Genomic DNA, 21,897 nt, shown 5'->3' on the forward strand with positions numbered 1-21,897 from the left:
TTTGCCCGGGTTGCGTCCAGTCGATCTGTTTTCTGTCCTAACACAGTCCCCCGACCGCCTCTATTATTTAGGGGCCGAGCATAATCGAAATTACTTTCAAAATAATCTTTAAAATGGCAGAGTGTGGCCGCCAAATTGAACATATAATGATTTAAAAAACCCAGACGTCAGGAGCTTCCCGCGCCATGTCCGACTTTGAGGACATCCAGATTTTTGTCCGTGTTGCCGAACTTGGCAACCTTTCTGCTGCCGGGCGTGAATTGCGCCATTCGGCGGCCGTGGTGTCAAACCGGATTGCCCGCCTTGAAGAACGGCTAGGTGTGCGCTTGCTCAATCGGACCACGCGCCGGGTCAATCTGACGACCGAAGGCGATGTTTATTACCGGCACTGCCTGCGCATTCTATCGGAAATGCAGGAAGCCGAAAACGCCATCGCCAATCAGAAAAACACCACCCGCGGCCCGGTCACGCTGACCTGTCCGGTGGCGTTTGGCAACAAATACGTCGCCCCGATCATTCCGAAATTCGTCGAACAGAACCCGGATGTGCAAATCCGCCTGCATCTGTCTGACCGGCTGCTCGACCTGCTGCAAGACAAGGTCGATCTGGCGATCCGCATTGCCGAACTTAAGGAAAGCTCGCTGATTGTGCGCAAGCTCGCGGCCAACAAACGCATGCTGGTCGCAAGCCCGGATTATCTTGAAAAGAACGGCACACCCAAGGTGCCTGCAGACCTTCTTAATCACAATTGCCTGCTACTGCGCTTCCCGGGATCACAGCAATATCAATGGACGCTGCAAGGCCCGAGCGATGACGCCCCGGTGACCCTGGCGGTCGCCGGTTCGATGGATTCAGATAACAGCGAAGTCCTGACCCGCTGGTGCCTTGACGGCCATGGTATTTCATTGAAATCGAACTGGGAAGTCGACGAATATCTGCGCGACGGGCGCCTCAAACGCGTCCTGCCCGATTGCCAGCCGCCATCCCATGCGGTTTATACGCTCTATCCGGAAAACCGCTATCTGCCGACCCGCGTGCGCGCCTTTGTTGATTTTCTGGTCGCCGAATTTGGCGGCACACCGCCTTGGGAACGCTGAATAAACAACGCTAAACGAAAAACGCCCCGACATCCGTTCGGGGCGTTTTTGTATTCGATTGGGCTGGCCTAGTTTTTGGCAAGCTCAAGATAGCCGCTCAACACGGCCGCAACATTCAGCCCGATCACGTCATGAGCATAGCCACCTTCCATGGTGAACATGGTTTTAAGGCCAAGCCGCCCGATCATCTGACCAATACGGTTGAAATCATCGGTCTGGAGCTTGAAGTCGCAAATCGGTTCGGCCTCATGGGCATCCACACCAAGGGCGACCACCAGCGCATCAGCCTGCCAGGTCAGAAGTTTCTGCATCGCCTTGGCAAAGCCAGCGCCCCAGGCACCAAAATCACTGCCGCCTGGCAGCGGCACATTAAGGTTCGCCCCCTGCCCGTCATTGCGGCCGGTTTCATTGGCATAGCCCATGAAGAACGGGAACTGATGGGTCGGGTCGGCATGGATCGAAATCGTCAGAACGTCCCCGCGCTCATAGAAAATATCCTGCGCGCCATTCCCATGATGGTAGTCGATATCAAGGATGGCGACCTTTTTCGCACCCTTGGAAATCATGTGCTGGGCGGCGATGGCAGCATTATTCAAGAAGCAATAACCGCCATAGCGATTGGCATGCGCGTGATGCCCGGGCGGACGGGTCAGGGCAAAGGAGGATTCACCATCGCTCCAGGCTGCGTCGGCGGCCGATATGGTTGTTTGCGCCCCCCAATAGGCGGCCTTCCATGTGCCTTGCGTGATCGGGGTATCCGATGAAATGGCATATTGCCCCAGACGCGCACTGATATGTTCGGGCTTGCCGCCGGAAAAACCACCGGTCGGCCAGACATAGGGGAACGCATCGCCCTTATTGCCGGCCTTGGTCCAGCTATCCCACGCGGTTTGAAGGAAATCGATATAGTCGGGATCATGGATGGCGCGGATCGGGTCCATGCCGTGATCCTTGGGATCAAACAGCTGCGCCTTGATCGCATGCGCCACTGCATCGCGAATGATCGGAATGCGTCGCGCGTTTTCAAAACACGGTACCATACGGCCGTGATGCATTTCGCCTGCCCCGTCATGGGCATCGTGACGCGAATTGAAGAAAACCCGCATGGCACCGCTCTCCTACTAAAACTTTCTATCGGCCACCATCATGACGCCCGATGTGACGTGTTGCACGCAGAAAGCGGCTATTTCTTGGCGGTATAAAGCAGTTTTTCGATGGTATCGAGGAACACACCAAGCTGATTGCGCAGGTTTTCCGACTGATCGGCAAGACGGCCCGCCATGTCGCGCGTGGTGTCGGCGGCCTCACCCGTGCGTCCGGCCATGTCGGAAACCACAGTGATATTGTCGGTCACTTCCTGTGCGCCACCCGATGCCTGCTCGACATTACGCGTGATGTTGGACGACAGGTTTGCCTGGGTTTCGACATTGCCCGAAATCGTGTCCGAACGGGCGGCCAGATCATCAATCACACCGGCAATTTCGCGGATCGAACCGACAGACTGCTCGATCGCGGTCTGGATGTCCTGAACCTTTTCCTCGATGCTTTCGGTCGCCTTGCTGGTCTGGTTGGCAAGCCCCTTGACCTCGTTTGCGACAACCGCAAAGCCCTTGCCGGCTTCACCCGCACGGGCCGCCTCGATGGTGGCGTTCAGCGCAAGCAGGTTGGTCTGGGCGGCGATATCGCGGATGAAACTGACCACTTCAACAATCTCGCCAGCCGCAGTTTCAAGCTGACCAATACGGCCATCGGTTTCCTGGGCAAGGCCGTTGGCGCGGTTGGCAATTTCAACCGATTCACGAGCCTGCTGGGAAACATCACGGATCGATTCATTAAGCTCTTCGGATGCCACGGAAAGTTCGCTGACATTGGCCGCCGTCTGGCGGGCTGCTGCCGCGACATTGGTCGAACGCGAACTGGTTTCATGGGCGATGGAATTGGCATCCCCCGATGCCTCAGCCAGGGCAGAGGCGGCATTGGCAATATCATCAACAGCGGCAAAAGAACCGCTTTTGAATTCATCAAGGATATCGGCAAAGCCCGAAAGCTTCTGTTCGATCGAGGCACTGGCCGCATTGATGCGCTTGGCCGAAGACAGATATTCCCCAACCAGCCCGGTCTCGACGATGCGCCGGTAATAGCGGTTTTCCGAAACCGCCCCCATCGATGCAGCACTTTCGCGCAGGAACGCGTCATTGCGGTCAATCAGACGGTTGATCGCAATGAACAGTTCGCGCATGTCCGGATGACTGTCGACATTGGTAATGCGGGCTTCGTAATCACCATCGGCTGCGGCCAGAACCACATCCAGTGCTTTTTTGATACCTGATTTTGAACCACCAAATAGCGACATTAGAACCTCGAACCTTCGATTTCGGGGGTGGGGAGCCACCCGGGGATACGTCTAAAGACTTTGAACAAACCTGTCGTAGGACAAGCCCATGTCAGAAAGCTTCTTTTCCAGGGCCGCAAAGGCCTCATTCATGCCGTCCTTGCGATTGGGCACGCTGTCTTCGATCTCGCAAAGCTCCGCATAAAGCGGAATGATCTTTTCGCTAAGAACCTTCGGATCAGGGACCCGGCGGTTGGAATGGTACCCAACCACGTTGTGACTGGCGTCAAAGGTTGGCGTCACATGGGCATAGACCCAGTAATGGTCACCGTTGCTCGCCATATTCACGACATAGGCAAAGATCTCGTGACCGGAAGAAATCCGGTCCCACAAAAGCTTGAAAATGCAGCGCGGCATATCCGGATGGCGAATGAGCGCATGCGGCTTTCCGAGAACGTCACCTTCGGAATAATCAGAAAGGCGCAAGAACACCTCATTAGCATAGGTAATGTGCCCTTTGAGATCGGTCTTGCTGACGATCAATTCATCCGGTTTGAAATGGCGTTCCCTTCCCGAAGGCTGAATGCCTGAAGGCTTGTCGCTCACCTTTTAGACCCCGATACTTTTTTTAATTGAAACACTCGGACAACCTTAGGCTGCCAAGAGTATTGTTTAACTTATTATGATGTATAAATGACAGTACTAACTGAATACACTAGGTTTTCATACGCTTCTTTCTCAATATCTAACAGACAAATCTGGAATTATTATTGGATAAAGCATTATCGCCCCCCCCACTATTCAACCCTTGATTGTTACAGAAGGCTTCATAGAGGCGTAATCACTTCATCAACCAAGAGATGCAAGGCGCCGAACTTGCCGAATCCGGAAATGATGGAATGAACCACCGACTGGAAACCGGGTTGAGCATCACAAAACATCCAGACGCGACCTGATTGCCGCAAACAGGAATTCTGCACGTCTGTAATAATTTCATGTATCATCAACCGAAACGGGAACCGTCAGGAACACAGCGGATGACGAAAGATCTTCGGAATTTTCCATATCGCGTCGTCATACATGAAAAGCATTCCGCGCAAGGGGTGCTCGACTGGCTCGACGTCAATGTCCTGAGCAAGAACTGGACGATGGGCATTCGCAACATCGAAATCCCGCGTGGCGATTCGTCCGATCCTATTGTTGATATGGTGATCTATTTCAATCGCCGCGAAGACATGGAACGCTTCCGCGACAAGTGGGCGGGCAAGACCCGCGAACACAAGGTCAAGCTGCATGGCTGGCGCGCGGCCCTGTACGCGCTGTTTCATCTGCGCACCGAAATGGTCGCCTATGAAAAGGCTGCGGAACCCAAGGCCAAGAAGCCCGACCCTGCAAAGAAGCACGGCTAGATCACATATCAGGTGGTCGCAACTTCTCCGGTGCGACTACTCACAACCTGCCAAGAAAAAAGCCCCGCGCAAATGAATGCACGGGGCTTCGTCATTTGACCGATCCGGATGGATCGGAAATTCGACTTATTTCGGCAGTTCGGCATCGATGCCTTTGATGTACCAGTCCATACCCAGCAGCATGCCGTCATCAGCAACTTCGCCTTCTGCGACACGCAGTTCGCCGGTCTGATCATAGATCGGGCCGGTGAACGGGTGGAATTCACCCGAAGAGATTTTGGCAGCGGTTTCTTCTGCCAGTGCTTTCACGTCGTCAGGCATGTTGGTGTACGGTGCCATTTCGACCATGCCGGTGTTGATGCCACCCCAGGTGTCGGTGGATTCCCAGGTACCGTCGGCAACAGCCTTGGCACGGGCAACATAGTAGCTGTCCCAGTTATCAACGATCGCGGTCAGCTGTGCTTTCGGTGCGAACTTGATCATGTCAGACGCCTGACCGAAGCCAAGAACGCCACGGTTTTCAGCAACCTGAAGCGGTGCCGGGCTGTCGGTGTGCTGAACCATGATGTCTGCACCCTGATCAATCAGCGCCTTGGCCGCATCGCCTTCCTTGCCCGGATCGTACCAGGTGTTGGCCCAAACGATTTTGACTTCAACGTCCGGGTTAACCGACCATGCACCCATCATGAAGGAGTTGATGCCACGGACAACTTCCGGGATCGGGAAGGAACCGACATAACCCACAACGTTCGACTTGGTCATTTTACCGGCGATCACGCCAGCAACATAACGGCCTTCATAGAAACGTGCCGCATAGGTCGACAGGTTGTCGGCGCGCTTGTAACCGGTTGCATGTTCGAATTTGACATCCGGGAACTGCTTGGCAACTTTTTCGGTCGGGTTCATGTAACCGAACGAGGTGGTGAAGATCAGGTTGTGGCCGGTCTGGGCCATCTGACGGATCACGCGTTCTGCGTCGGCACCTTCCGGAACGCTTTCAACAAAACTGGTTGAAGCAGCATCACCGAGTTCGGCTTCAATCGCCTGACGGCCGATGTCGTGGCGATAGGACCAACCGTGGTCACCAATCGGGCCGACATAGACAAAACCGACTTTAACGTCTTCGGCCTGGGCTGCACCCATGCCGGTTGCGAGGGCACCAACAGCCGCAACGGCGGCAAGTGTGCGCTTCACGAGGCTTGCATTCATAATTTCAGTCTCCCTGTTAGACACTCAATCAGGATTTATACGTAATTCCTGATCGCAATCAATGACGCGTTCCTGCACAAACCAAATCTCACACAAACCGGCCAGGCTGTGCCCGGCTTGTGTGAGGTTTGGCAAGTACAGTCTTCCTCCCGGTCGGGCCGAAACATCATTTGACGTGTTTCGGTCCCGCACACAAAGCCGCCCAATCCCTATTGGGCAGCCCTGAACGCCTGACCAATACAGGCCGGCGCATTCAGTCTGATTTTCGCACGGTCGCTTGAAATAATCACCAGCACGATCACGGTCGCCAGATAGGGCAGCATCGACATGAACTGGCTGGGCACATGAATGCCCGCACCCTGCGCATGCAGCTGCATCACCGAAATCAGGCCAAACATATAAGCCCCGGCAACCAGACGTCCCGGACGCCAGGTGGCGAACACCACAAGTGCCAGCGCGATCCAGCCGCGACCCGCGGTCATGTTTTCCGCCCACATCGGCGTGTAGGAAAGCGACAGATACGCCCCACCAAGGCCCGCCATCGCCCCGCCAAACATCGTGGCAAGGTAGCGGATCTTGATCACGGAATAGCCAATCGCATGTGCCGAATGATGGGAATCGCCAACTGCCTTAAGCACAAGACCGGCCCGCGATTTCGCAAGGAACCACGCAACCCCGATCACAACCGCAATCGACAGGTAAACGAGGAAATCCTGCCCAAACAGGATCGGACCAACAATCGGAATGGCGCTGATACCCGGGATGGCAAGGGCTGGCAGCGGCTCAATCGCAAAGCCGACAAAGCCCGATCCGACCAGGGCCGAGAAACCAACCCCGAAAATCGTCAGTGCCAAGCCCGTCGCCACCTGATTGGCCATCAGCGTCAGGGTCAAGAACGCAAAGATCAACGAGATCAAGGTGCCCGCCGCAACTGCGGCCAGAATGCCGAGGATGGCCGACCCGGTTGAAGCCGTCACCGCAAAACCGGCAATCGCGCCAACCAGCATCATGCCTTCAACACCAAGGTTGAGCACACCGGATTTCTCGGTCACCAGCTCGCCAGTTGCGGCAAGCAAAAGCGGGGTGGATGCGGTAATCACCGTCAGGATAAAGGGAACAATCCATTCCATTATGCGGTTCTCCCTTTTGCGGCGATGGCGCCGAAACGAATGCGGTACTTGGTCAAAACATCACAGGCCAGCAGGAAGAACAGCAAGATCCCCTGGAACAGCCCGGTCACTGCATTGGGCAGACCCAATGTAATCTGCGCCAGCTCCCCACCAAGATAGGTCAGCGCCATAATAATACCGCCAAACAGAATCCCAACCGGATGCAAACGGCCAAGGAACGCCACGATAATCGCGGTAAAACCATAGCCGGGCGAGATGGATGGCTGAAGCTGCCCGATCGGACCTGATACCTCAAACAACCCAGCCAGACCGGCCAGTGCACCACCCAGAAGAAGCGTAAACCAGACCATGCGTTTCTGACGGAACCCGACATGGCGGGCGGCCTGCGGGGCCTTGCCAACAACGCGCAGCTGGAAGCCGATTACGGACTTTGACAGCAACAACCACCCGGCAATCACGACAAACACCGCAACGGCTGTGCCAAGATGCACACGCGATCCTTCAAAGATGATCGGAAGCAACCCGGCATCCGGGAACGGGCGCGATTCCGGGAAGTTGAACCCTTCGGGGTTGCGCCACGGGCCATGCACCAGGAAGCTCAGGAACAGCGTCGCGACATAGGTCAGCATCAGGCTGGTCAGAATTTCGTTGGCGTTAAACTTTGTCCGTAGCAATGCCGGGATCGCAGCCCAGAATGCACCGCCCAGCGCGCCCAGAACAAACATGGCCGGCATCAAAAGAATGCTTTCGCTGTCATGGAAATAAAGCGCCAGTCCGCCGCCGAAAATCGCCCCCATGGTTAGCTGGCCTTCGGCCCCGATGTTCCAGACATTAGCCCGGAACCCCATGGCAAGACCGACCGCAATGATGACAAGCGGGGTCGCCTTCACGAACAGCTCGGAAATGCCATAGCTGTTATTGATCGGCAGGATGAAGAACGTATAAAGCGCGTCAAACGGGTTCTTGCCCAGAAAGGCAAAGATGATCCCGCCGACGACAAGCGTCATAAGGATTGCCAGAACCGGCGACAGATAAACCATCGCCTGGGAGTGCTGGCGACGGGGTTCAAGCCTGACCAAGGCGACCTCCCTCTACTTGCGTGTCGTGCGCCGGGTTTGTTTGGCCTTCAAGATCATGAAGCCCCCCCATCAACAGACCAATTTCTTCGATGCTGACATCTGCCATCGGACGCGGTTTGGACATTTTGCCCTCCGCCATCACAACGACTGAGTCACAAATGGCATAAATCTCGTCCAAGTCCTGCGAAATCACCAGAACCGCTGTCCCCTTGGCTGCCAGATCAAGCAATGCCTGATGAATGGCGCTCGCAGCACCGGCATCAACACCCCAGGTCGGCTGGGAAATCACCAGAACGCCCGGGTCCTGCAAAATTTCGCGCCCGACGATAAATTTCTGAAGGTTCCCGCCCGAAAGCGACCCGGCCTCTGCCCCCGAACCGGTGGTTCGAACATCAAACGTCTTGATGATGTTATCGGCGAATGACTTGGTCGGCACTTCACGGATCAGACCACGTGCGGAAAGCGCCATGCGGCGAAACGCCGTCAAAAACCCGTTTTCCGACAGGCTCATATCGGGCACCGCCCCATGGCCGTTGCGTTCTTCAGGCACAAACGTCGCACCCAGACGACGACGCCGGCGCGGGCCGAAATGGGCAACCGGGTTGCCATCGATCTTGATGCTGTCGGGGGCTGCTTCCTGTTCGGTTTCCCCGGCAAGGGCGCGGAACAATTCGTTCTGACCATTACCGGCAACCCCGGCAACACCCATGATTTCCCCGCCGCGCACCTCAAGATTAATGCCCTTAAGGTCAGTGCCAAACTGCTCATCGCTTTCAAGCGACAGATTGGAAACCGCAAGGCGCACATCGCCAAACTGGCGGGCTTCGCCGCGGTCCGGCGCGGTCAGTTTCTGGCCAATCATCATTTCGGCCATGGATTTCGCGGTTTCTTCGCGCGGGTCACAGCCACCGACAACCTTGCCACCACGCAGCACGGTCGCCTTATGACACAGCGCCTTCACTTCATGCAGCTTGTGGCTGATATAAAGGATCGCGCAGCCTTCATCGGCCAGACGACGCAGCGTCTCGAACAGCTTTTCCACTTCCTGCGGGGTCAGGACCGAGGTCGGCTCATCAAGGATCAGAAGTTTCGGGTTCTGAAGCAGACACCGCACGATCTCGATGCGCTGACGCTCACCGACCGAAAGGGTGTAAACATGGCGGTCCGGGTCAAGTGGCAGGCCATAGGTCTTTTCAACCTCAAGCACCTGCTTGCGCAGCGCATCCATATCGCGCACGTCATTCATCGCAAGTGCGATGTTTTCAAGCACCGTCATGGTTTCAAACAGCGAGAAATGCTGGAACACCAGACCGATACCCATTTCGCGCGCATCATGCGGGCTTGCGATCGTAACCGGCTTGCCTTCCCAGATCAGCGCGCCCTCATCGGCCTGCAGCACGCCATAGATAATTTTGACAAGCGTACTTTTGCCGGCACCATTTTCACCCAGAAGCGCGTGGATTTCACCAGGCTCGATACGGAAACTGATATCGTCATTGGCCAGACAGCCCGGAAAGGCTTTGGTCACGCCGCGCACTTCAAGCTGCGCTGGCCCTGCCCCCTTCACGGTATTTGCCCCGGCTTCACCGGTCGTTGACGTCACTGTTGCCACCCCCATTTAGCGATATGTCTTGCACCCAACACGCCGTTTTACCCCATAACGCACTGCAATCAAACGGTCTCAATAAGCGATCTTGTCGGTTTTGAGATCCCAGGCGGCAAACACTTCGCGCGCCTCGGGCAAATCGACATGAATAATCGGCAAGGACCGCTCTTCGATCGGCTTTGCCACCTCATCATAAAGGAACTGATCATCAAACCCGATGGCAGCAGCATCTTCGCGCCCATTGGCGTAATAGATCTTGTCCAAGCGGGCCCAATAGATCGCAGACAGGCACATCGGGCAAGGTTCGCAACTGGTATAGATTTCACACCCCGACAGATTGAACGTGCCCAGCTTCGCACAGGCCGCGCGAATGGCGCTGACCTCGGCATGGGCGGTCGGGTCGTTCTGGGACGTGACATTGTTCCATCCTTCCGCAATCACTTCGCCATTGCGAACAATGATTGCCCCGAACGGTCCACCGCATCCCTCATCCATCTTTTGCCGCGACAAATCCACGGCATGGCGCATATGGCCCTTGGCGTCACACACAGCCAAACTCTCCTCTACGAAACCTCCGGCCCGGTACCCCGAACCGCCTGATCAGGCCGTCATTGCGCGGCCCTTTATCATTAATGCCACCTTCAATGAAGGTGTTTCACTCAACCCACCCCGTCTGATGCGGATTTGGGCGTTTGTGTATGCGCCATCTGTGCTTCACGCACGGATAGCACCTGTGCGGCAACCGATGCCGCAATCACCACCGGCTGTTTGCCGGTAATGCCTTGAATTCCAATCGGAGTGGTCAGACGACCGATTTCAACCGCACTCAACCCCCGATCAGAAAGACGTCGGATGAAGCGTGCACGCTTGGTTTGGCTGCCGATCATGCCAACAAAACCAAGATCATCCCGCACCAAAGCCGCCCGGCAGATCTCGAAATCAAGCGCATGGTTATGCGTCAGGATCAAAACATGCGCCCCGGCCGGAATGTCGGCGACCTCGGCTTCGGGTTTATCACTTTGACAAACCTGAACATTTTCGCCCTCAACACCCGCCAGAAACTCTTCGCGCGAATCGATCAGGCGAATATCAAATGGCAGCGGCGCCAAGGCCTGCACGACCGCCTTGCCAACATGCCCGGCACCAAAAATCCACATCGGGGTTCGCGCATCATCAAGCCGCAAACAAAGCGTTTCCACCCCGTTCAGCGATACAATCCCGCCGCGTGCGGCCCCGAAACTGCCCGCAAGCATCTTGGCATGCGCACCACTCACCCGCGCGATCTCGCTGCAATCGGTCGGCATCGTCACCCAGTGGCCATCGGAACGGACCGGCGCAGTTTCAATTTCTTGCAACACCGTGCGCAGTGTTTCCTTGGCAACCCCGCGCAACAGATGAAAGCCAACCTCGACCGAGCCGCCGCAACATTGCCCAAGCCCGGGGCCCAGCGGAAAACGCACGATCTCGGCAAGCGGCAGGGTATCGGCCCCCGCATCCAGACCTTCGCGGACGCGTCGCGTCACCTGATGCTCAAGATTGCCACCGCCGATCGTGCCGGAAATGGCATCACGCGTGATCAGCATGAAGGCACCCACCTCGCGCGGGGTCGATCCACGAATGGCCGCCACACTGACCAGCATCACCGGACCCGGCTGGGACAGAAGCCTGATATGATCGCTGCGCGACAGGGTCATGACCTATTCCCCCGCCATCGATTGCGCGGAATGAACCTGCTCAATCATCCGCTTGGCACAATCGGCAACCGCATGCAAAACCGCCTCGGGCGTTGCCGGGGTATCCAGGGCCGGGACGATCTTGTGGTTCGTCACCGATGCCACCGCATCGGCAATCGCACGATGCACCGAAATCGCCAGCATCAAGGGCGGTTCACCGACTGCCTTTGAACGATGGATGGTTTTTTCAACATTTCGTCCGGACGACCAAAGCTCAAGCCTGAAATCTTCCGGTCGGTCAGAACATGCCGGGATTTTATAGGTCGACGGCGCATGGGTACGCAGGCTGCCCTTTTCGTCCCACCACAGTTCTTCGGATGTCAGCCAACCCATGCCCTGAATGAAGCCGCCTTCAATCTGGCCAAGGTCAATTGCCGGGTTCAATGACCGCCCGACATCATGAATGATATCAACACGCGTCACCTTGTATTCACCGGTCAGGGTATCGATCAAAACTTCCGAACAGGCCATGCCATAGGCAAAGTAATAAAACGGCCGGCCCGATGCGCTTTCGCGGTCATAATGGATTTTCGGCGTCGCGTAATAACCGGTCGCGGATAGCGACACACGCGCGAGATAGGCCTGCTTGATCAGATCGGCGAAAGCCAACTCTTCCGTGTCGCCAACAATGATCTTGCCAGGCACAAAGCGCACGGCACTTTCCGCGACACCATATTTCTCGGCGGCGAAGGCAATCAGGCGGTTCTTGATCGTCATCGCCGCATCGCGCGCCGCCATGCCGTTCATGTCCGCCCCGCTTGAGGCCGCGGTTGCCGAAGTATTCGGCACCTTGCCGGTATTGGTTGGCGTGATCTTGATCTGATCAAGATCGATCTGGAATTCCTCAGCGACGACCTGGGCGACCTTGATAAACAGGCCCTGCCCCATTTCCGTCCCGCCATGGTTCAGATGCACCGACCCGTCCTGATAAACATGGATCAGCGCACCGGCCTGATTAAGGAACGTCGTGGTAAAGGAAATCCCGAACTTCACCGGCGTCAGCGACAGGCCCTTTTTCAGGACCGGGCTCTCGGCATTAAACGCAGCGATTTCTTCGCGGCGCTTGCGATAATCGCTGGCTTTCAGGATATCGTCGGTCAGCTCCGAAAGAACATTATCCTCGACCACCATATGGTACGGCGTCGTATCGCGACCCTTGCCGCCGTAATAGTTGGCAATGCGTACATCCATTGGATCGCGCCCAACGGTCATTGCGATTTCATCAATGATACGCTCAATCGCAACCATCCCCTGCGGCCCGCCAAATCCACGAAACGCGGTGTTGGACACAAGATTGGTCTTGCAGCGATAGGACCGGATTTCGACATCGCCAAGGTAATAGGCATTGTCAGTATGGAACATCGCACGGTCGGCAATCGCGGCTGACAAATCGGCAGAAAAACCGCAATTGGCGGCATACTGGATATCGAGCCCGCAAATCCGCCCGTCATCATCAAAGCCGACATCGTAATCGACAATGAAATCATGACGCTTGCCGGTCATGACCATGTCGTCATCACGATCCAGTCGGAACTTCGCGGGGCGTCCGGTTTTGGTTGCAACAATGGCCGCAAGGGCCGCCCATTGCATCGCCTGGGTTTCCTTGCCGCCAAACCCACCACCCATGCGCCGCACTTCAACCGTGACCGCATTGGCCGGACGGCCCAGCACATTGGCAATATTATGCTGCACTTCCGATGGATGCTGGGTGGAGCAATGCAGCAACACATCGCCATCCTCGCCCGGCATGGCAAAGCTGATATGGCCTTCAAGGTAAAAGTGATCCTGCCCGCCAATTTCCATCCGACCCGTTTGGCGATGTTTGGCGCGCGCCAGCGCCGATTTGGCATCGCCCTGCTTCATTACATGTGCCGGTGCGACGAAAAGCTGCTTTTCCAGTGCCTCGACCACATCAAGAACCGCTGGCAGTTCTTCATATTCGATCTCGGCAAGTTGGGCGGCGGCACGGGCCTGCGCGCGGGTTTCTGCCGCGACACAAAAGACCGGCTGGCCATAAAACTGCACGATGCCATCAGGCAGGACCGGCTCATCGTGGGTGTGCGCGGGCGAAACATCATTCACGCCGGGAATGTCTTCAGCGGTCAGAACACAGACCACACCCGGGGCCGAGCGCACCTTGGAAAGGTCCAGCTTGGTAATCTTGCCATGCGCAATGTTCGAGGCACCCGGCGCCAGATGAAGCGTTCCAAACGGCTCATTGATGTCATCAATATAGACCGCCTCACCCGCCACGTGTTTCGGGCCGCTGTCATGCTTGGAGCTTGATCTGACACCCCCGCTTAATCCGGCGGTCGGTGCAATCACCTCGTCCTTATCGGCTTTCATGACTTGATCAGACATGCGTTGCCTCCTTGCCAACAAGGCGGGTGGCAATATCGGGCGCACTGGTTTCGATAAACAACTTGGTCAAAAGGTTTTGCGCCACCAACATGCGATATTCCTTCGATGCGCGCATATCGCTCATCGGGGAAAACTCGCTGGCCAGTGCCAACTGCGCGGCATTGAGGTTCACCTCATCCCAATCCTTGCCGATCAGGGCCTCTTCACATTTCCTGGCCCGCATCGGGGTGCCCGCCATGCCGCCAAAGGCCGCGCGGAACTCGGCAACCTTGCCGTCCTCATCAACCTTGATGGCAAAGGCGCCAAGAACGGCGGTGATATCCTGATCAAAGCGTTTGGAGATTTTATAGGCCTTGAACACCAATCCAGTTTTTGGTTTGGGCACAATCACGCTTTCAACAAACTCGCCCGGATGGCGGTCCTGTTTGCCATAGGTGATAAAGAAGTCTTCCAGCGGGACTTCACGCCGGACATCGCCCATGCGCAGCACGATCTTTGCCCCCAGCGCAATCAGGGCCGGCGGCGTATCGCCAATCGGGGACCCGTTGGCAATATTCCCGCCCACTGTGCCAGCATTGCGGATTTGCCGCGATCCGATCCGGCGGACAAGTTCGCCAACATCGGATGCCACCCGACCTAGTGCATCATGCGCGCGGCTATAGGTCACACCAGCGCCAATCACCAATGCATCGTCGGTCTCGGTGACCGATTTCAGATCGGCAACATCACCAATGTAAATGATCGGGTCCAGACGCTTGAGCATCTTGGTCACCCAAAGCCCGACATCCGTACCCCCGGCCAGAACCGTGGCATCCGGGTGCGCCACCAAAAGGGCGGCCAATTCATCAGACGTGCGCGGCGCAAAATACCGCCCGGCGGGATGTTCGAGTGCCAGCGTGCCCTCGCCTTCGACCATCGCGGTCAATCTGGCGGCAACATCAGCCCGGCGTTTTTGTTCGGCACTGTCATTGGCGGCAACACCACCTGCCTTGCGCGCGGCCTCGATAATCGGGCCATAGCCGGTGCAGCGGCACAGGTTCCCGGCCAAGGCATCATTGATCGCCCCCCGGTCATCCTCGCCACCATCCAGCCACAGCTGATAAAGGCTCATGACAAAGCCCGGCGTACAGAAACCGCATTGCGATCCGTGGGTATCGACCATCGCCTGCTGAACCGGATGCAGGGTGCCGTCCGTCGATTTAAGATGCTCGACCGTCAGAAGCTGCTTGCCATCAAGGGTCGGGACAAACTGGATGCAGGCATTAACAGTGCGATATGCCATGCCGCCTTTGCCATCGGGCTCGCCCAGCACCACCGTGCAGGCACCGCAATCGCCCTCGGCACAGCCTTCCTTCGTTCCCGCCTTGCGCTCAGACAGGCGCAGATATTCAAGAACCGTCATCTGCGGATCAACACCCCGCAGGCTGCGTTCCTCGTCGCCAAGCAGAAAACGGATATCAGAACGGAAGGACCCGGTCGCACTTGCCATGTCTGACCTCAGCTGCCGCGATAGGTGGAATAGCCGAACGGCGACAGCAAAAGCGGCACATGATAATGCGCCTGCCCGTCGGAAATACCGAAACGGATCACGACCTGATCAAGGAATTTCGGCTCGGGAAGTTCGGTGCCACTGGCATCGAAATAATCGCCCGCATAAAAAACAAGCTGATACTGACCCGGTTTGAAAGAGGCGCCTTCCAGCATCGGCCCGTCGGTGCGGCCATCGGCATTGGTCACGGCTTCGGCAACCATGTCATCATGGCCATTGCCAAAGCGATGCAGCTCAATGCGGATTCCGGCAGCCGGGCAGCCTTTTGCCGTATCCAGTACATGGGTGGTCAGTCGTCCCATGCCGGGCCTCCTCTCTCGTTCTAGGGTCAGGACTTATTAATTTGATTTGAATGGTTAAACAGATTTGTGCGGATACGCGGAGCGAAACCGCAGGAAGATAAACATCTTTCAAGGTTTCTCGACAAAGTAGCCCGTGCAAATCCGTTTAATCCGAAGGACAGACGTTATATTTGCAAACTCCGGCGTCAAACCTCTTGGTCGGGATACCAACCCGCCCCGCGAGCTTTTCCTTGGATTTCACAAATATAAAGTCTGCCATTCAAATCAAATTAATAGGTCCTGACCCTCATTTTATGAGCGGTCGCTTCTCCCCGAGGTCGGCATTCTGTTTGTGTTTTTGTGCCGAACCAATTTTTAAGCGATTTAAAATCGTCGCATTACACCCCGTCCGGGGGAAAGAGGCGATAAAGTGAAACTATATCAACAATTCTTTGAAAAACGAAAACAACAGTTTCAGGCACTATGAACGCAAACACAGGCGAAACGCCTTGATAGACCGCGAATAACGCGGCACTAATCTGATCCCGTCCAGGAACATTATCAAAACAGCCTTGATAGTGCGGCACGTCTTTGGCCCGCCACGCACAGGTTTCTTTCTTGCTGCGCTGCGGCCGATGGTTAATGCTACACCAAACGGGCCCGACAACAAAGCCGGGCGTACGGGATCAATCCCACAGAATTCAGGAGAAGGTTCGCATGAACGACCAGACATATGCGCGTGATTTGATTGGTTACGGTGAAAACCCGCCCAAGGCCAACTGGCCGAACAAGGCGCGCGTCGCTGTTCAGTTCGTGTTGAACTACGAAGAAGGTGGCGAAAACTGCATCCTGCATGGTGACCGCGCGTCCGAGGCTTTCCTGTCGGAAATGATCGGTGCCGACATGCGCGAAGGTGTCCGCCATATGAGCATGGAGTCGATCTATGAATATGGCTCGCGCGTTGGTGTCTGGCGGATCCTGAACCTGTTTCGCGAACGTCAGATCCCGATCACCATCTTTGCCGTCGCCATGGCGCTGGCCCGCCACCCGCGCGTCGGCGAAGTCGCGATGAAGGACGGTCACGAGATCTGCTCGCACGGTTATCGCTGGATTGATTATCAATACATGGCCGAAGATCAGGAACGCGAACATCTTCACAAGGCGATCGAGATCATCAAGGACGTCACAGGCGTTCGCCCGCTTGGTTGGTATACCGGGCGCACCAGCCCCAACACCCGCCGTCTGGTGGCCGAAGAAGGCGGCTTCCTTTATGACGCCGATGATTACAGTGACGAACTCCCGTTCTGGAGCACCCAGACAGAAACTCCGCACCTGATCGTGCCCTACACCCTTGATGCCAATGACATGCGCTTTGCCGCCATGCAGGGCTTCAATTCCGGTGAACAGTATTTCCAGTATCTCAAGGACAGCTTCGACACCCTTTATGAAGAAGGGACCGAAACCCCGCGCATGATGTCGATTGGTTTGCATTGCCGCCTCGTCGGGCGTCCGGGCCGGTTTGCAGCCCTCAAGCGCTTTGTCGATTATGCCCAAAGCCACGACAATGTCTGGTTTGCGCGGCGCATTGATATCGCCCGCCACTGGCGCGAACATCACCCATTTGGTGGCTGAGGTTACGGCCAGGCCCGATCGAGAAACACAAGGTCGATATGACAGAAACCAATCAGTCCCTGTTTGAAACCCGCCCGCCAAGCACGCTCGCCGAAAGCGCGTTTGTCTCGCTTTATGGCTGGGTTTATGAACATTCCCCATGGGTCGCCCATCAGCTTTATGCGCGCGGGATTACCGATGACCTCGATAATCCTGCGTCCCTTGCCGATGCCATGGCAGCCATCGTCAACGGTGCGGTTGATGATGACAAACTCTCGCTTCTGCGCGCCCACCCCGATCTTGCTGGCAAGCTTGCGCTGGCTGATTTGACCGCGTCTTCGCAAAGCGAGCAAAAGGGTGCCGGCCTTGATCAATGCACGCCTGATGAACTTGCCCGCTTTACCGAGCTCAATGACCTCTATAAACAGAAGTTCGGTTTTCCGTTCATCTTTGCGGTCAAGGGCTTCCATCGCACCGATATTCTCGATGCGTTTGAACGCCGCGTGAAAAACGATACCGAAACCGAATTCAACGAGGCGATCGCACAGGTTCACCGCATTGCCAAATTGCGGCTCGAAGCGCTGTAGGATCACCCGCAGCACCCGATCCGGTGACCAATGACGAACGCCAAATAATAAACGACTATTTCAGGATAATACGACCATGAGCCATCAGGAAAACACCGACGCACCGGAATTTGCACGGCGCTTTGTCAATCTGGCCGACGAACGTCTGGGCGCAGAAGCAATCTTTGCGACCGACGATTTCTTCGCCGACAAGCAGCGCATGCTGCAAACCGCTGACGCGGTGTTTTATCCGGATCGCTATGACGATCACGGCAAATGGATGGATGGCTGGGAAAGCCGCCGCAAACGTGTCGAAGGCCATGATTACTGTGTTGTCCGCCTCGCGACCTCGGGCCGGATTTACGGTGTTGATATCGATACCAGCCACTTCACCGGCAACTTCCCGCCGGCGGCATCGCTTGAAGGCTGCTATTGCCCGGATGGCGATCCGGCAGACGACGCCAAGTGGGACGAAATCGTTACCCCCATGGGCCTTGGCGCAAGCGCACATCATTATGCCGATGTGACCTCAGATGCGATCTATACCCACGTCCGTCTGCACATTTACCCGGATGGCGGTGTCGCCCGTCTGCGCGTTTATGGTCGCCCGAACCGCGACTGGACTGAAATGGCCGCCAAGGGCGAACAGGTCGATCTGGCCGCGATGATCAATGGCGGTGTGGTTCTGGACTGGTCCGATGCCCATTACGGCAACCCGAACGCCATTCTGGCCCCCGGCCGCGGGGTCAATATGGGGGATGGCTGGGAAACCCGTCGTCGTCGTGAACCTGGCAATGAATGGCTGATTGTCGAACTCGGCAATCCTGGCGAAATCGAAAAGATCATCGTCGATACCTGCCACTTCAAGGGCAACTATCCCGACCGCGTGTCCATTCAGGGCGCATTTGTTGACGGTGAAAAGGACAAGTCGCTGCGCGCACGTTCGATGTTCTGGTCGACCATCCTGCCCGAAAGCAAGATGCAGGCAGATCACATCCACGAATTTGATGCATCGGCCCTTACCGTCAATGGTCCGGTCACCCATCTTCGGGTCAACTCGATCCCCGATGGCGGCATCAGCCGTTTGCGCATCCTTGGCAAACCGACGAAGTAACGGGGCCAAGTGATGCAGCTTCCCATCGAATATCTGACGCCAGAGGCCTTCGAACCCTTTGGCGAGGTCATCTCGACTGCCACCGCGCGCGATAGCTACAAGATCAATCAGGGCACCACGACGCGGTTCCATGATATCTCGCGCGTCGATGTCGGGGACGAAGGCGGTGCCCCGATCATCAGCATCTTTCGCGGCACACCCCGGCCCAAGCCGATTGAAATCAGGATGATGGAACGCCACCCGCTGGGATCACAGGCCTTCATCCCGCTTTCGGGTCAGAAGTTCCTGATTGTGGTCGCTACGGGCACAGACACACCCAAGCCCGAAGACCTGCGCGCATTTCTGTCAGATGGCACGCAGGGCGTGACCTACGCCAAAAACGTCTGGCACCACCCGTTACTCGTCCTTGAAGAAGACAGCGATTTCCTGATCGTTGATCGCAGTGGCCCCGGCAACAACCTCAATGAGGTCGATCTGCCCCTGGTCGATGGCGAGGCCATCACGCTTGATTGGGCCTGATCCGATCTAGCCCGAAATCAGTCCAAGATCTTGCAGGTAACCGTGCAGCTCTGCGCTGTTACCTGCAACATACCCTGCCCCGGCATCACGCAGGATGTCGGCATCCGCCGCACTGCGATGCGCCCCGCCCAGAAAACCGACCGATTGCATGCCCGCTGCCTTGGCCGCAAGCACGCCTGACGGACTGTCTTCGATCACCAGACAATGCTCTGGCACCCAGTCACATGTTTGGGCCGCCAACAGGAAAACATCCGGGGCGGGTTTACCACGCGCGACTTGCTCGGCTGAAAACACCCGATCTTCAAAAAAGCCCGCAAGATCGGTCAGACGCAAACATTGATCCAACCTTGCCAGATCACTGCCCGACGCCAGGGCGACTGGATCTGCGATATTGCGTAAAAGATCAGGAATACCGGCAATCGCTCGTAATTCGCTTTCAAAGGTCCGGGCCAGTTCGGCCTCGCAGCGGACCTGATAGGAAACGGCTTCAATCTCGGCCCCGAAGCGGGCATTGAGTGCTGCGATCATTTCACCGTATGTCACACCACCAAAATTGCGCGCCAGCTCGCCCGCTGTGATCGTGACGCCATAGTCGGGCAGCAGCTTCTCATCGACAGCAAAAGACAAAATCTCGCTATCGATCAGAACTCCGTCACAATCAAAGATGATGTGTTGGACCATGAATGCTTATTGCGCCGGGGCCGCCGCTCCGCCATTGAGATCAAGTGCAAGCAAACGTTTCTGAATGGTCTGCGAAAGCACCGGACCGGCACCGGCCTGAAGGGCACGCTGATAGGCGGCACGTGCCATTTCGGTCTTGCCCATCGCCAGCGCATTATCGGCGAAATGCGCAATATGCTCGGCTGTTGGCATCGCCTTGTTGACCCGGATAAAGACTTCCTCGGCTTCCTGGTACCGGCCTTGGCGATAGAGGATCAAGCCATAGGTATCAAGTGCACCCGGATCATCCGGGGCCACCTGCAGGGCCTGCTTTGACAGGCGCTCGGCTTCCTGCAAATTCTCGCCGCGCACGGCATAATGATAGGCCAGCCAGTTGGCCGCCCCCATATTGCCCTGCCCTGCCGCCTGATAGGCCTCAGCCGTCATGGTATCGCGATAGGATGAAATCACGCTTTCAATCGATGTCTGATCCAGCCCGTCGACCCAGGTCAGCCCAACCCGGACGGCCTTGCAGCCTTGCGCATTCGCCTGCTGGCACATCGCCACCGCTTCCTCAACCGCGCCAATAACTGTGGCATTGGGCCCCGCGGCATATTCCTTGCCCGCCGCATCACGCGCCATGGCCTTGAAATCAATCATCGCCCGATAACGATCATCGACCTTTTGCTCGGTGGGCGCTGCAAACATATCCTGCGCTTCCCACTTCGAACCGGTTTCCCCGCAGGCAGCAAGGCCCAATAGCAAACCCAGACCAACAAACGGGGCAAAAGCACGAAGAGATGAAATACGGCGATGGGGCAAGATGAACGTTCCCTGCTTGATGAAAACCCGACCAGCACTTTAGCGGTTTTACGTAAGACAGATATTAACAAAGCGCGACAAAATCGCAGCCTGAACTTGACATAAATACTACTGGGTAGCACCATTCAGGATATGAAGGAGGCTGCCCATGACCGTGAAGTCGTCTATTTCTCTGACAGATAGCCAAAACGCCTTTGCCCGTGAGCTGGTCGCACAGGGAAAATACCCCAGTGTCAGCGCCGTGCTTCAGCAAGGCCTCGAACTATTGCGCAATAAATCCGAAACCGAGTCCCTTGAGACCGAGGCGTTGCGCCAGATCATTACGGCGCGACGCAAAGGCGAGTTTGTCTCAAGCACAGAAATGAAAGACCGGATTTCAGCAATCGCAGCCAAAAAGCGTGCGTCGCATGACCTATGAGGTCATCTATTCGGCGGATGCCGAACGTGACTTTGAACTGATTTTCGACTTCCTGCTTAAAAGCTATGTCGAATTTGGTGAAGCTTCCGACAGTGCGGCTTCACATGCGCAGCAACGCCTGCTCGATATCCACGACGACATCGAAAAACTCGGAAATGCGCCTTATTGCGGCACATTGCATGACACCATCGCGGCGGGACTTCGCCACGTCACGCTTGGCCGTGCCATTGTCTGGTTTGACATCAACGAAGACGACAGGACAGTCCGTATCCTCGCCATATTCTTTGGCGGGCAGGATCATGTGCGGCACATGCTGGCACGGCTGCTTCAGTAATTATCCACGACCAGACCAGCACGAAAAAGCCGCCGGGATCATCCGATCACCGACGGCTTTAACATGC

At 56.3% G+C, this 21,897-nt stretch carries 22 protein-coding genes; 8 read left to right on the top strand and 14 right to left on the bottom strand.

Annotated elements, in window-relative coordinates:
- Positions 1-185: 185 nt before the first annotated feature.
- On the top strand, positions 186-1,097 hold the full coding sequence (locus UF64_RS16025; RefSeq protein ID WP_044829638.1) for a LysR family transcriptional regulator: 912 nt from the start codon (positions 186-188) through the stop codon (positions 1,095-1,097).
- Between the two features lie 68 nt (positions 1,098-1,165).
- Here the strand turns inward: UF64_RS16025 and UF64_RS16030 are convergent, their stop codons facing one another.
- The 3 genes from UF64_RS16030 to UF64_RS16040 all read right to left on the bottom strand — a co-directional run bounded on the left by UF64_RS16030 (position 1,166) and on the right by UF64_RS16040 (position 4,035).
- The gene (locus UF64_RS16030) at positions 1,166-2,203 is read right to left on the bottom strand and encodes a histone deacetylase family protein (protein WP_044829639.1); all 1,038 of its coding nucleotides are present in this window, start codon (positions 2,201-2,203) and stop codon (positions 1,166-1,168) included.
- Positions 2,204-2,280: 77 nt separating this feature from the next.
- Entirely contained in the window at positions 2,281-3,450 is a 1,170-nt protein-coding gene (locus UF64_RS16035) for a methyl-accepting chemotaxis protein (protein WP_044829640.1), read from the bottom strand.
- A gap of 51 nt (positions 3,451-3,501) precedes the next feature.
- On the bottom strand, positions 3,502-4,035 hold the full coding sequence (locus UF64_RS16040) for a PAS domain-containing protein (protein ID WP_044829641.1): 534 nt from the start codon (positions 4,033-4,035) through the stop codon (positions 3,502-3,504).
- 431 nt (positions 4,036-4,466) lie between these two features.
- Here UF64_RS16040 and UF64_RS16045 point away from each other — a divergent pair, with 431 nt between their 5' ends.
- A complete protein-coding gene (locus UF64_RS16045) occupies positions 4,467-4,838 on the top strand; it encodes a hypothetical protein (protein ID WP_044829642.1) in 372 nt (123 codons plus the stop codon).
- Between the two features lie 126 nt (positions 4,839-4,964).
- Here UF64_RS16045 and UF64_RS16050 read toward each other — a convergent pair whose 3' ends face one another.
- The 9 genes from UF64_RS16050 to uraH all read right to left on the bottom strand — a co-directional run bounded on the left by UF64_RS16050 (position 4,965) and on the right by uraH (position 15,807).
- A complete protein-coding gene (locus UF64_RS16050; RefSeq protein WP_235285110.1) occupies positions 4,965-6,047 on the bottom strand; it encodes a BMP family ABC transporter substrate-binding protein in 1,083 nt (360 codons plus the stop codon).
- Between the two features lie 209 nt (positions 6,048-6,256).
- Positions 6,257-7,177, bottom strand: a complete 921-nt coding sequence (locus UF64_RS16055; protein ID WP_044829643.1) for an ABC transporter permease — start codon at positions 7,175-7,177, stop codon at positions 6,257-6,259.
- Complete coding sequence (locus UF64_RS16060; protein WP_152630721.1) at positions 7,177-8,256, bottom strand: ABC transporter permease; 1,080 nt, start codon at positions 8,254-8,256, stop codon at positions 7,177-7,179. Before UF64_RS16060 ends, UF64_RS16055 begins: the two co-directional genes overlap by 1 nt.
- Complete coding sequence (locus UF64_RS16065; protein WP_052657672.1) at positions 8,243-9,874, bottom strand: ABC transporter ATP-binding protein; 1,632 nt, start codon at positions 9,872-9,874, stop codon at positions 8,243-8,245. Before UF64_RS16065 ends, UF64_RS16060 begins: the two co-directional genes overlap by 14 nt.
- Positions 9,875-9,937: 63 nt before the next feature.
- Positions 9,938-10,411, bottom strand: coding sequence for a nucleoside deaminase (locus UF64_RS16070; RefSeq protein WP_200892690.1), 474 nt, complete (start codon positions 10,409-10,411; stop codon positions 9,938-9,940).
- A 110-nt stretch (positions 10,412-10,521) separates the two neighbouring features.
- Positions 10,522-11,556, bottom strand: coding sequence for a xanthine dehydrogenase accessory protein XdhC (gene xdhC / locus UF64_RS16075; protein ID WP_044829646.1), 1,035 nt, complete (start codon positions 11,554-11,556; stop codon positions 10,522-10,524).
- Between the two features lie 3 nt (positions 11,557-11,559).
- Positions 11,560-13,956, bottom strand: a complete 2,397-nt coding sequence (gene xdhB, locus UF64_RS16080; RefSeq protein WP_044829647.1) for a xanthine dehydrogenase molybdopterin binding subunit — start codon at positions 13,954-13,956, stop codon at positions 11,560-11,562.
- On the bottom strand, positions 13,949-15,445 hold the full coding sequence (xdhA, locus tag UF64_RS16085) for a xanthine dehydrogenase small subunit (protein WP_044829648.1): 1,497 nt from the start codon (positions 15,443-15,445) through the stop codon (positions 13,949-13,951). Before xdhA ends, xdhB begins: the two co-directional genes overlap by 8 nt.
- 8 nt (positions 15,446-15,453) lie before the next feature.
- Positions 15,454-15,807, bottom strand: coding sequence for a hydroxyisourate hydrolase (uraH, locus tag UF64_RS16090; protein WP_044829649.1), 354 nt, complete (start codon positions 15,805-15,807; stop codon positions 15,454-15,456).
- Positions 15,808-16,503: 696 nt separating this feature from the next.
- Between uraH and puuE the strand changes: the two genes are divergently transcribed.
- The 4 genes from puuE to UF64_RS16110 all read left to right on the top strand — a co-directional run bounded on the left by puuE (position 16,504) and on the right by UF64_RS16110 (position 19,596).
- Positions 16,504-17,418: an allantoinase PuuE gene (gene puuE, locus UF64_RS16095; protein WP_044829650.1), complete on the top strand. Its 915-nt coding sequence runs from the start codon at positions 16,504-16,506 to the stop codon at positions 17,416-17,418.
- Between the two features lie 38 nt (positions 17,419-17,456).
- Positions 17,457-17,984 carry a 2-oxo-4-hydroxy-4-carboxy-5-ureidoimidazoline decarboxylase gene (uraD, locus tag UF64_RS16100; protein ID WP_044829651.1) on the top strand — a complete coding sequence of 176 codons (528 nt, stop codon included), beginning with the start codon at positions 17,457-17,459 and terminating at the stop codon, positions 17,982-17,984.
- 76 nt (positions 17,985-18,060) lie between these two features.
- Positions 18,061-19,077, top strand: a complete 1,017-nt coding sequence (alc, locus tag UF64_RS16105; protein ID WP_044829652.1) for an allantoicase — start codon at positions 18,061-18,063, stop codon at positions 19,075-19,077.
- Between the two features lie 9 nt (positions 19,078-19,086).
- On the top strand, positions 19,087-19,596 hold the full coding sequence (locus tag UF64_RS16110; protein WP_200892691.1) for an ureidoglycolate lyase: 510 nt from the start codon (positions 19,087-19,089) through the stop codon (positions 19,594-19,596).
- Between the two features lie 6 nt (positions 19,597-19,602).
- Here UF64_RS16110 and UF64_RS16115 read toward each other — a convergent pair whose 3' ends face one another.
- Together UF64_RS16115 and UF64_RS16120 are read right to left on the bottom strand one after the other, a co-directional pair.
- Positions 19,603-20,277: an HAD family phosphatase gene (locus UF64_RS16115; RefSeq protein WP_044829654.1), complete on the bottom strand. Its 675-nt coding sequence runs from the start codon at positions 20,275-20,277 to the stop codon at positions 19,603-19,605.
- 6 nt (positions 20,278-20,283) lie between these two features.
- Positions 20,284-20,964 (bottom strand): tetratricopeptide repeat protein, encoded by a 681-nt coding sequence (locus UF64_RS16120; RefSeq protein WP_235285111.1) that lies wholly within the window; start codon positions 20,962-20,964, stop codon positions 20,284-20,286.
- Positions 20,965-21,226: 262 nt separating this feature from the next.
- Between UF64_RS16120 and UF64_RS16125 the strand changes: the two genes are divergently transcribed.
- Positions 21,227-21,496, top strand: coding sequence for a type II toxin-antitoxin system ParD family antitoxin (locus UF64_RS16125; protein WP_044829656.1), 270 nt, complete (start codon positions 21,227-21,229; stop codon positions 21,494-21,496).
- The gene (locus tag UF64_RS16130; RefSeq protein ID WP_044829657.1) at positions 21,486-21,830 is read left to right on the top strand and encodes a type II toxin-antitoxin system RelE/ParE family toxin; all 345 of its coding nucleotides are present in this window, start codon (positions 21,486-21,488) and stop codon (positions 21,828-21,830) included. Before UF64_RS16125 ends, UF64_RS16130 begins: the two co-directional genes overlap by 11 nt.
- Positions 21,831-21,897: the final 67 nt, after the last annotated feature.

It is taken from the genome of Thalassospira sp. HJ (genome assembly GCF_000948415.1).
In the GTDB taxonomy this organism is placed as follows: domain Bacteria; phylum Pseudomonadota; class Alphaproteobacteria; order Rhodospirillales; family Thalassospiraceae; genus Thalassospira.

Bases quoted from the DNA above. Each gene is read 5' to 3' on its own strand.
- UF64_RS16025 (WP_044829638.1), top strand. From the start codon at position 186: ATGTCCGACTTTGAGGACATCCAGATTTTTGTCCGTGTTGCCGAACTT.
- UF64_RS16030 (WP_044829639.1), bottom strand. From the start codon at position 2,203: ATGCGGGTTTTCTTCAATTCGCGTCACGATGCCCATGACGGGGCAGGC.
- UF64_RS16035 (WP_044829640.1), bottom strand. From the start codon at position 3,450: ATGTCGCTATTTGGTGGTTCAAAATCAGGTATCAAAAAAGCACTGGAT.
- UF64_RS16045 (WP_044829642.1), top strand. From the start codon at position 4,467: ATGACGAAAGATCTTCGGAATTTTCCATATCGCGTCGTCATACATGAA.
- UF64_RS16050 (WP_235285110.1), bottom strand. From the start codon at position 6,047: ATGAATGCAAGCCTCGTGAAGCGCACACTTGCCGCCGTTGCGGCTGTT.
- UF64_RS16055 (WP_044829643.1), bottom strand. From the start codon at position 7,177: ATGGAATGGATTGTTCCCTTTATCCTGACGGTGATTACCGCATCCACC.
- UF64_RS16065 (WP_052657672.1), bottom strand. From the start codon at position 9,874: ATGGGGGTGGCAACAGTGACGTCAACGACCGGTGAAGCCGGGGCAAAT.
- xdhC (WP_044829646.1), bottom strand. From the start codon at position 11,556: ATGACCCTGTCGCGCAGCGATCATATCAGGCTTCTGTCCCAGCCGGGT.
- xdhB (WP_044829647.1), bottom strand. From the start codon at position 13,956: ATGTCTGATCAAGTCATGAAAGCCGATAAGGACGAGGTGATTGCACCG.
- xdhA (WP_044829648.1), bottom strand. From the start codon at position 15,445: ATGGCAAGTGCGACCGGGTCCTTCCGTTCTGATATCCGTTTTCTGCTT.
- uraH (WP_044829649.1), bottom strand. From the start codon at position 15,807: ATGGGACGACTGACCACCCATGTACTGGATACGGCAAAAGGCTGCCCG.
- puuE (WP_044829650.1), top strand. From the start codon at position 16,504: ATGAACGACCAGACATATGCGCGTGATTTGATTGGTTACGGTGAAAAC.
- uraD (WP_044829651.1), top strand. From the start codon at position 17,457: ATGACAGAAACCAATCAGTCCCTGTTTGAAACCCGCCCGCCAAGCACG.
- alc (WP_044829652.1), top strand. From the start codon at position 18,061: ATGAGCCATCAGGAAAACACCGACGCACCGGAATTTGCACGGCGCTTT.
- UF64_RS16115 (WP_044829654.1), bottom strand. From the start codon at position 20,277: ATGGTCCAACACATCATCTTTGATTGTGACGGAGTTCTGATCGATAGC.
- UF64_RS16120 (WP_235285111.1), bottom strand. From the start codon at position 20,964: ATGTTTGCAGCGCCCACCGAGCAAAAGGTCGATGATCGTTATCGGGCG.
- UF64_RS16125 (WP_044829656.1), top strand. From the start codon at position 21,227: ATGACCGTGAAGTCGTCTATTTCTCTGACAGATAGCCAAAACGCCTTT.
- UF64_RS16130 (WP_044829657.1), top strand. From the start codon at position 21,486: ATGACCTATGAGGTCATCTATTCGGCGGATGCCGAACGTGACTTTGAA.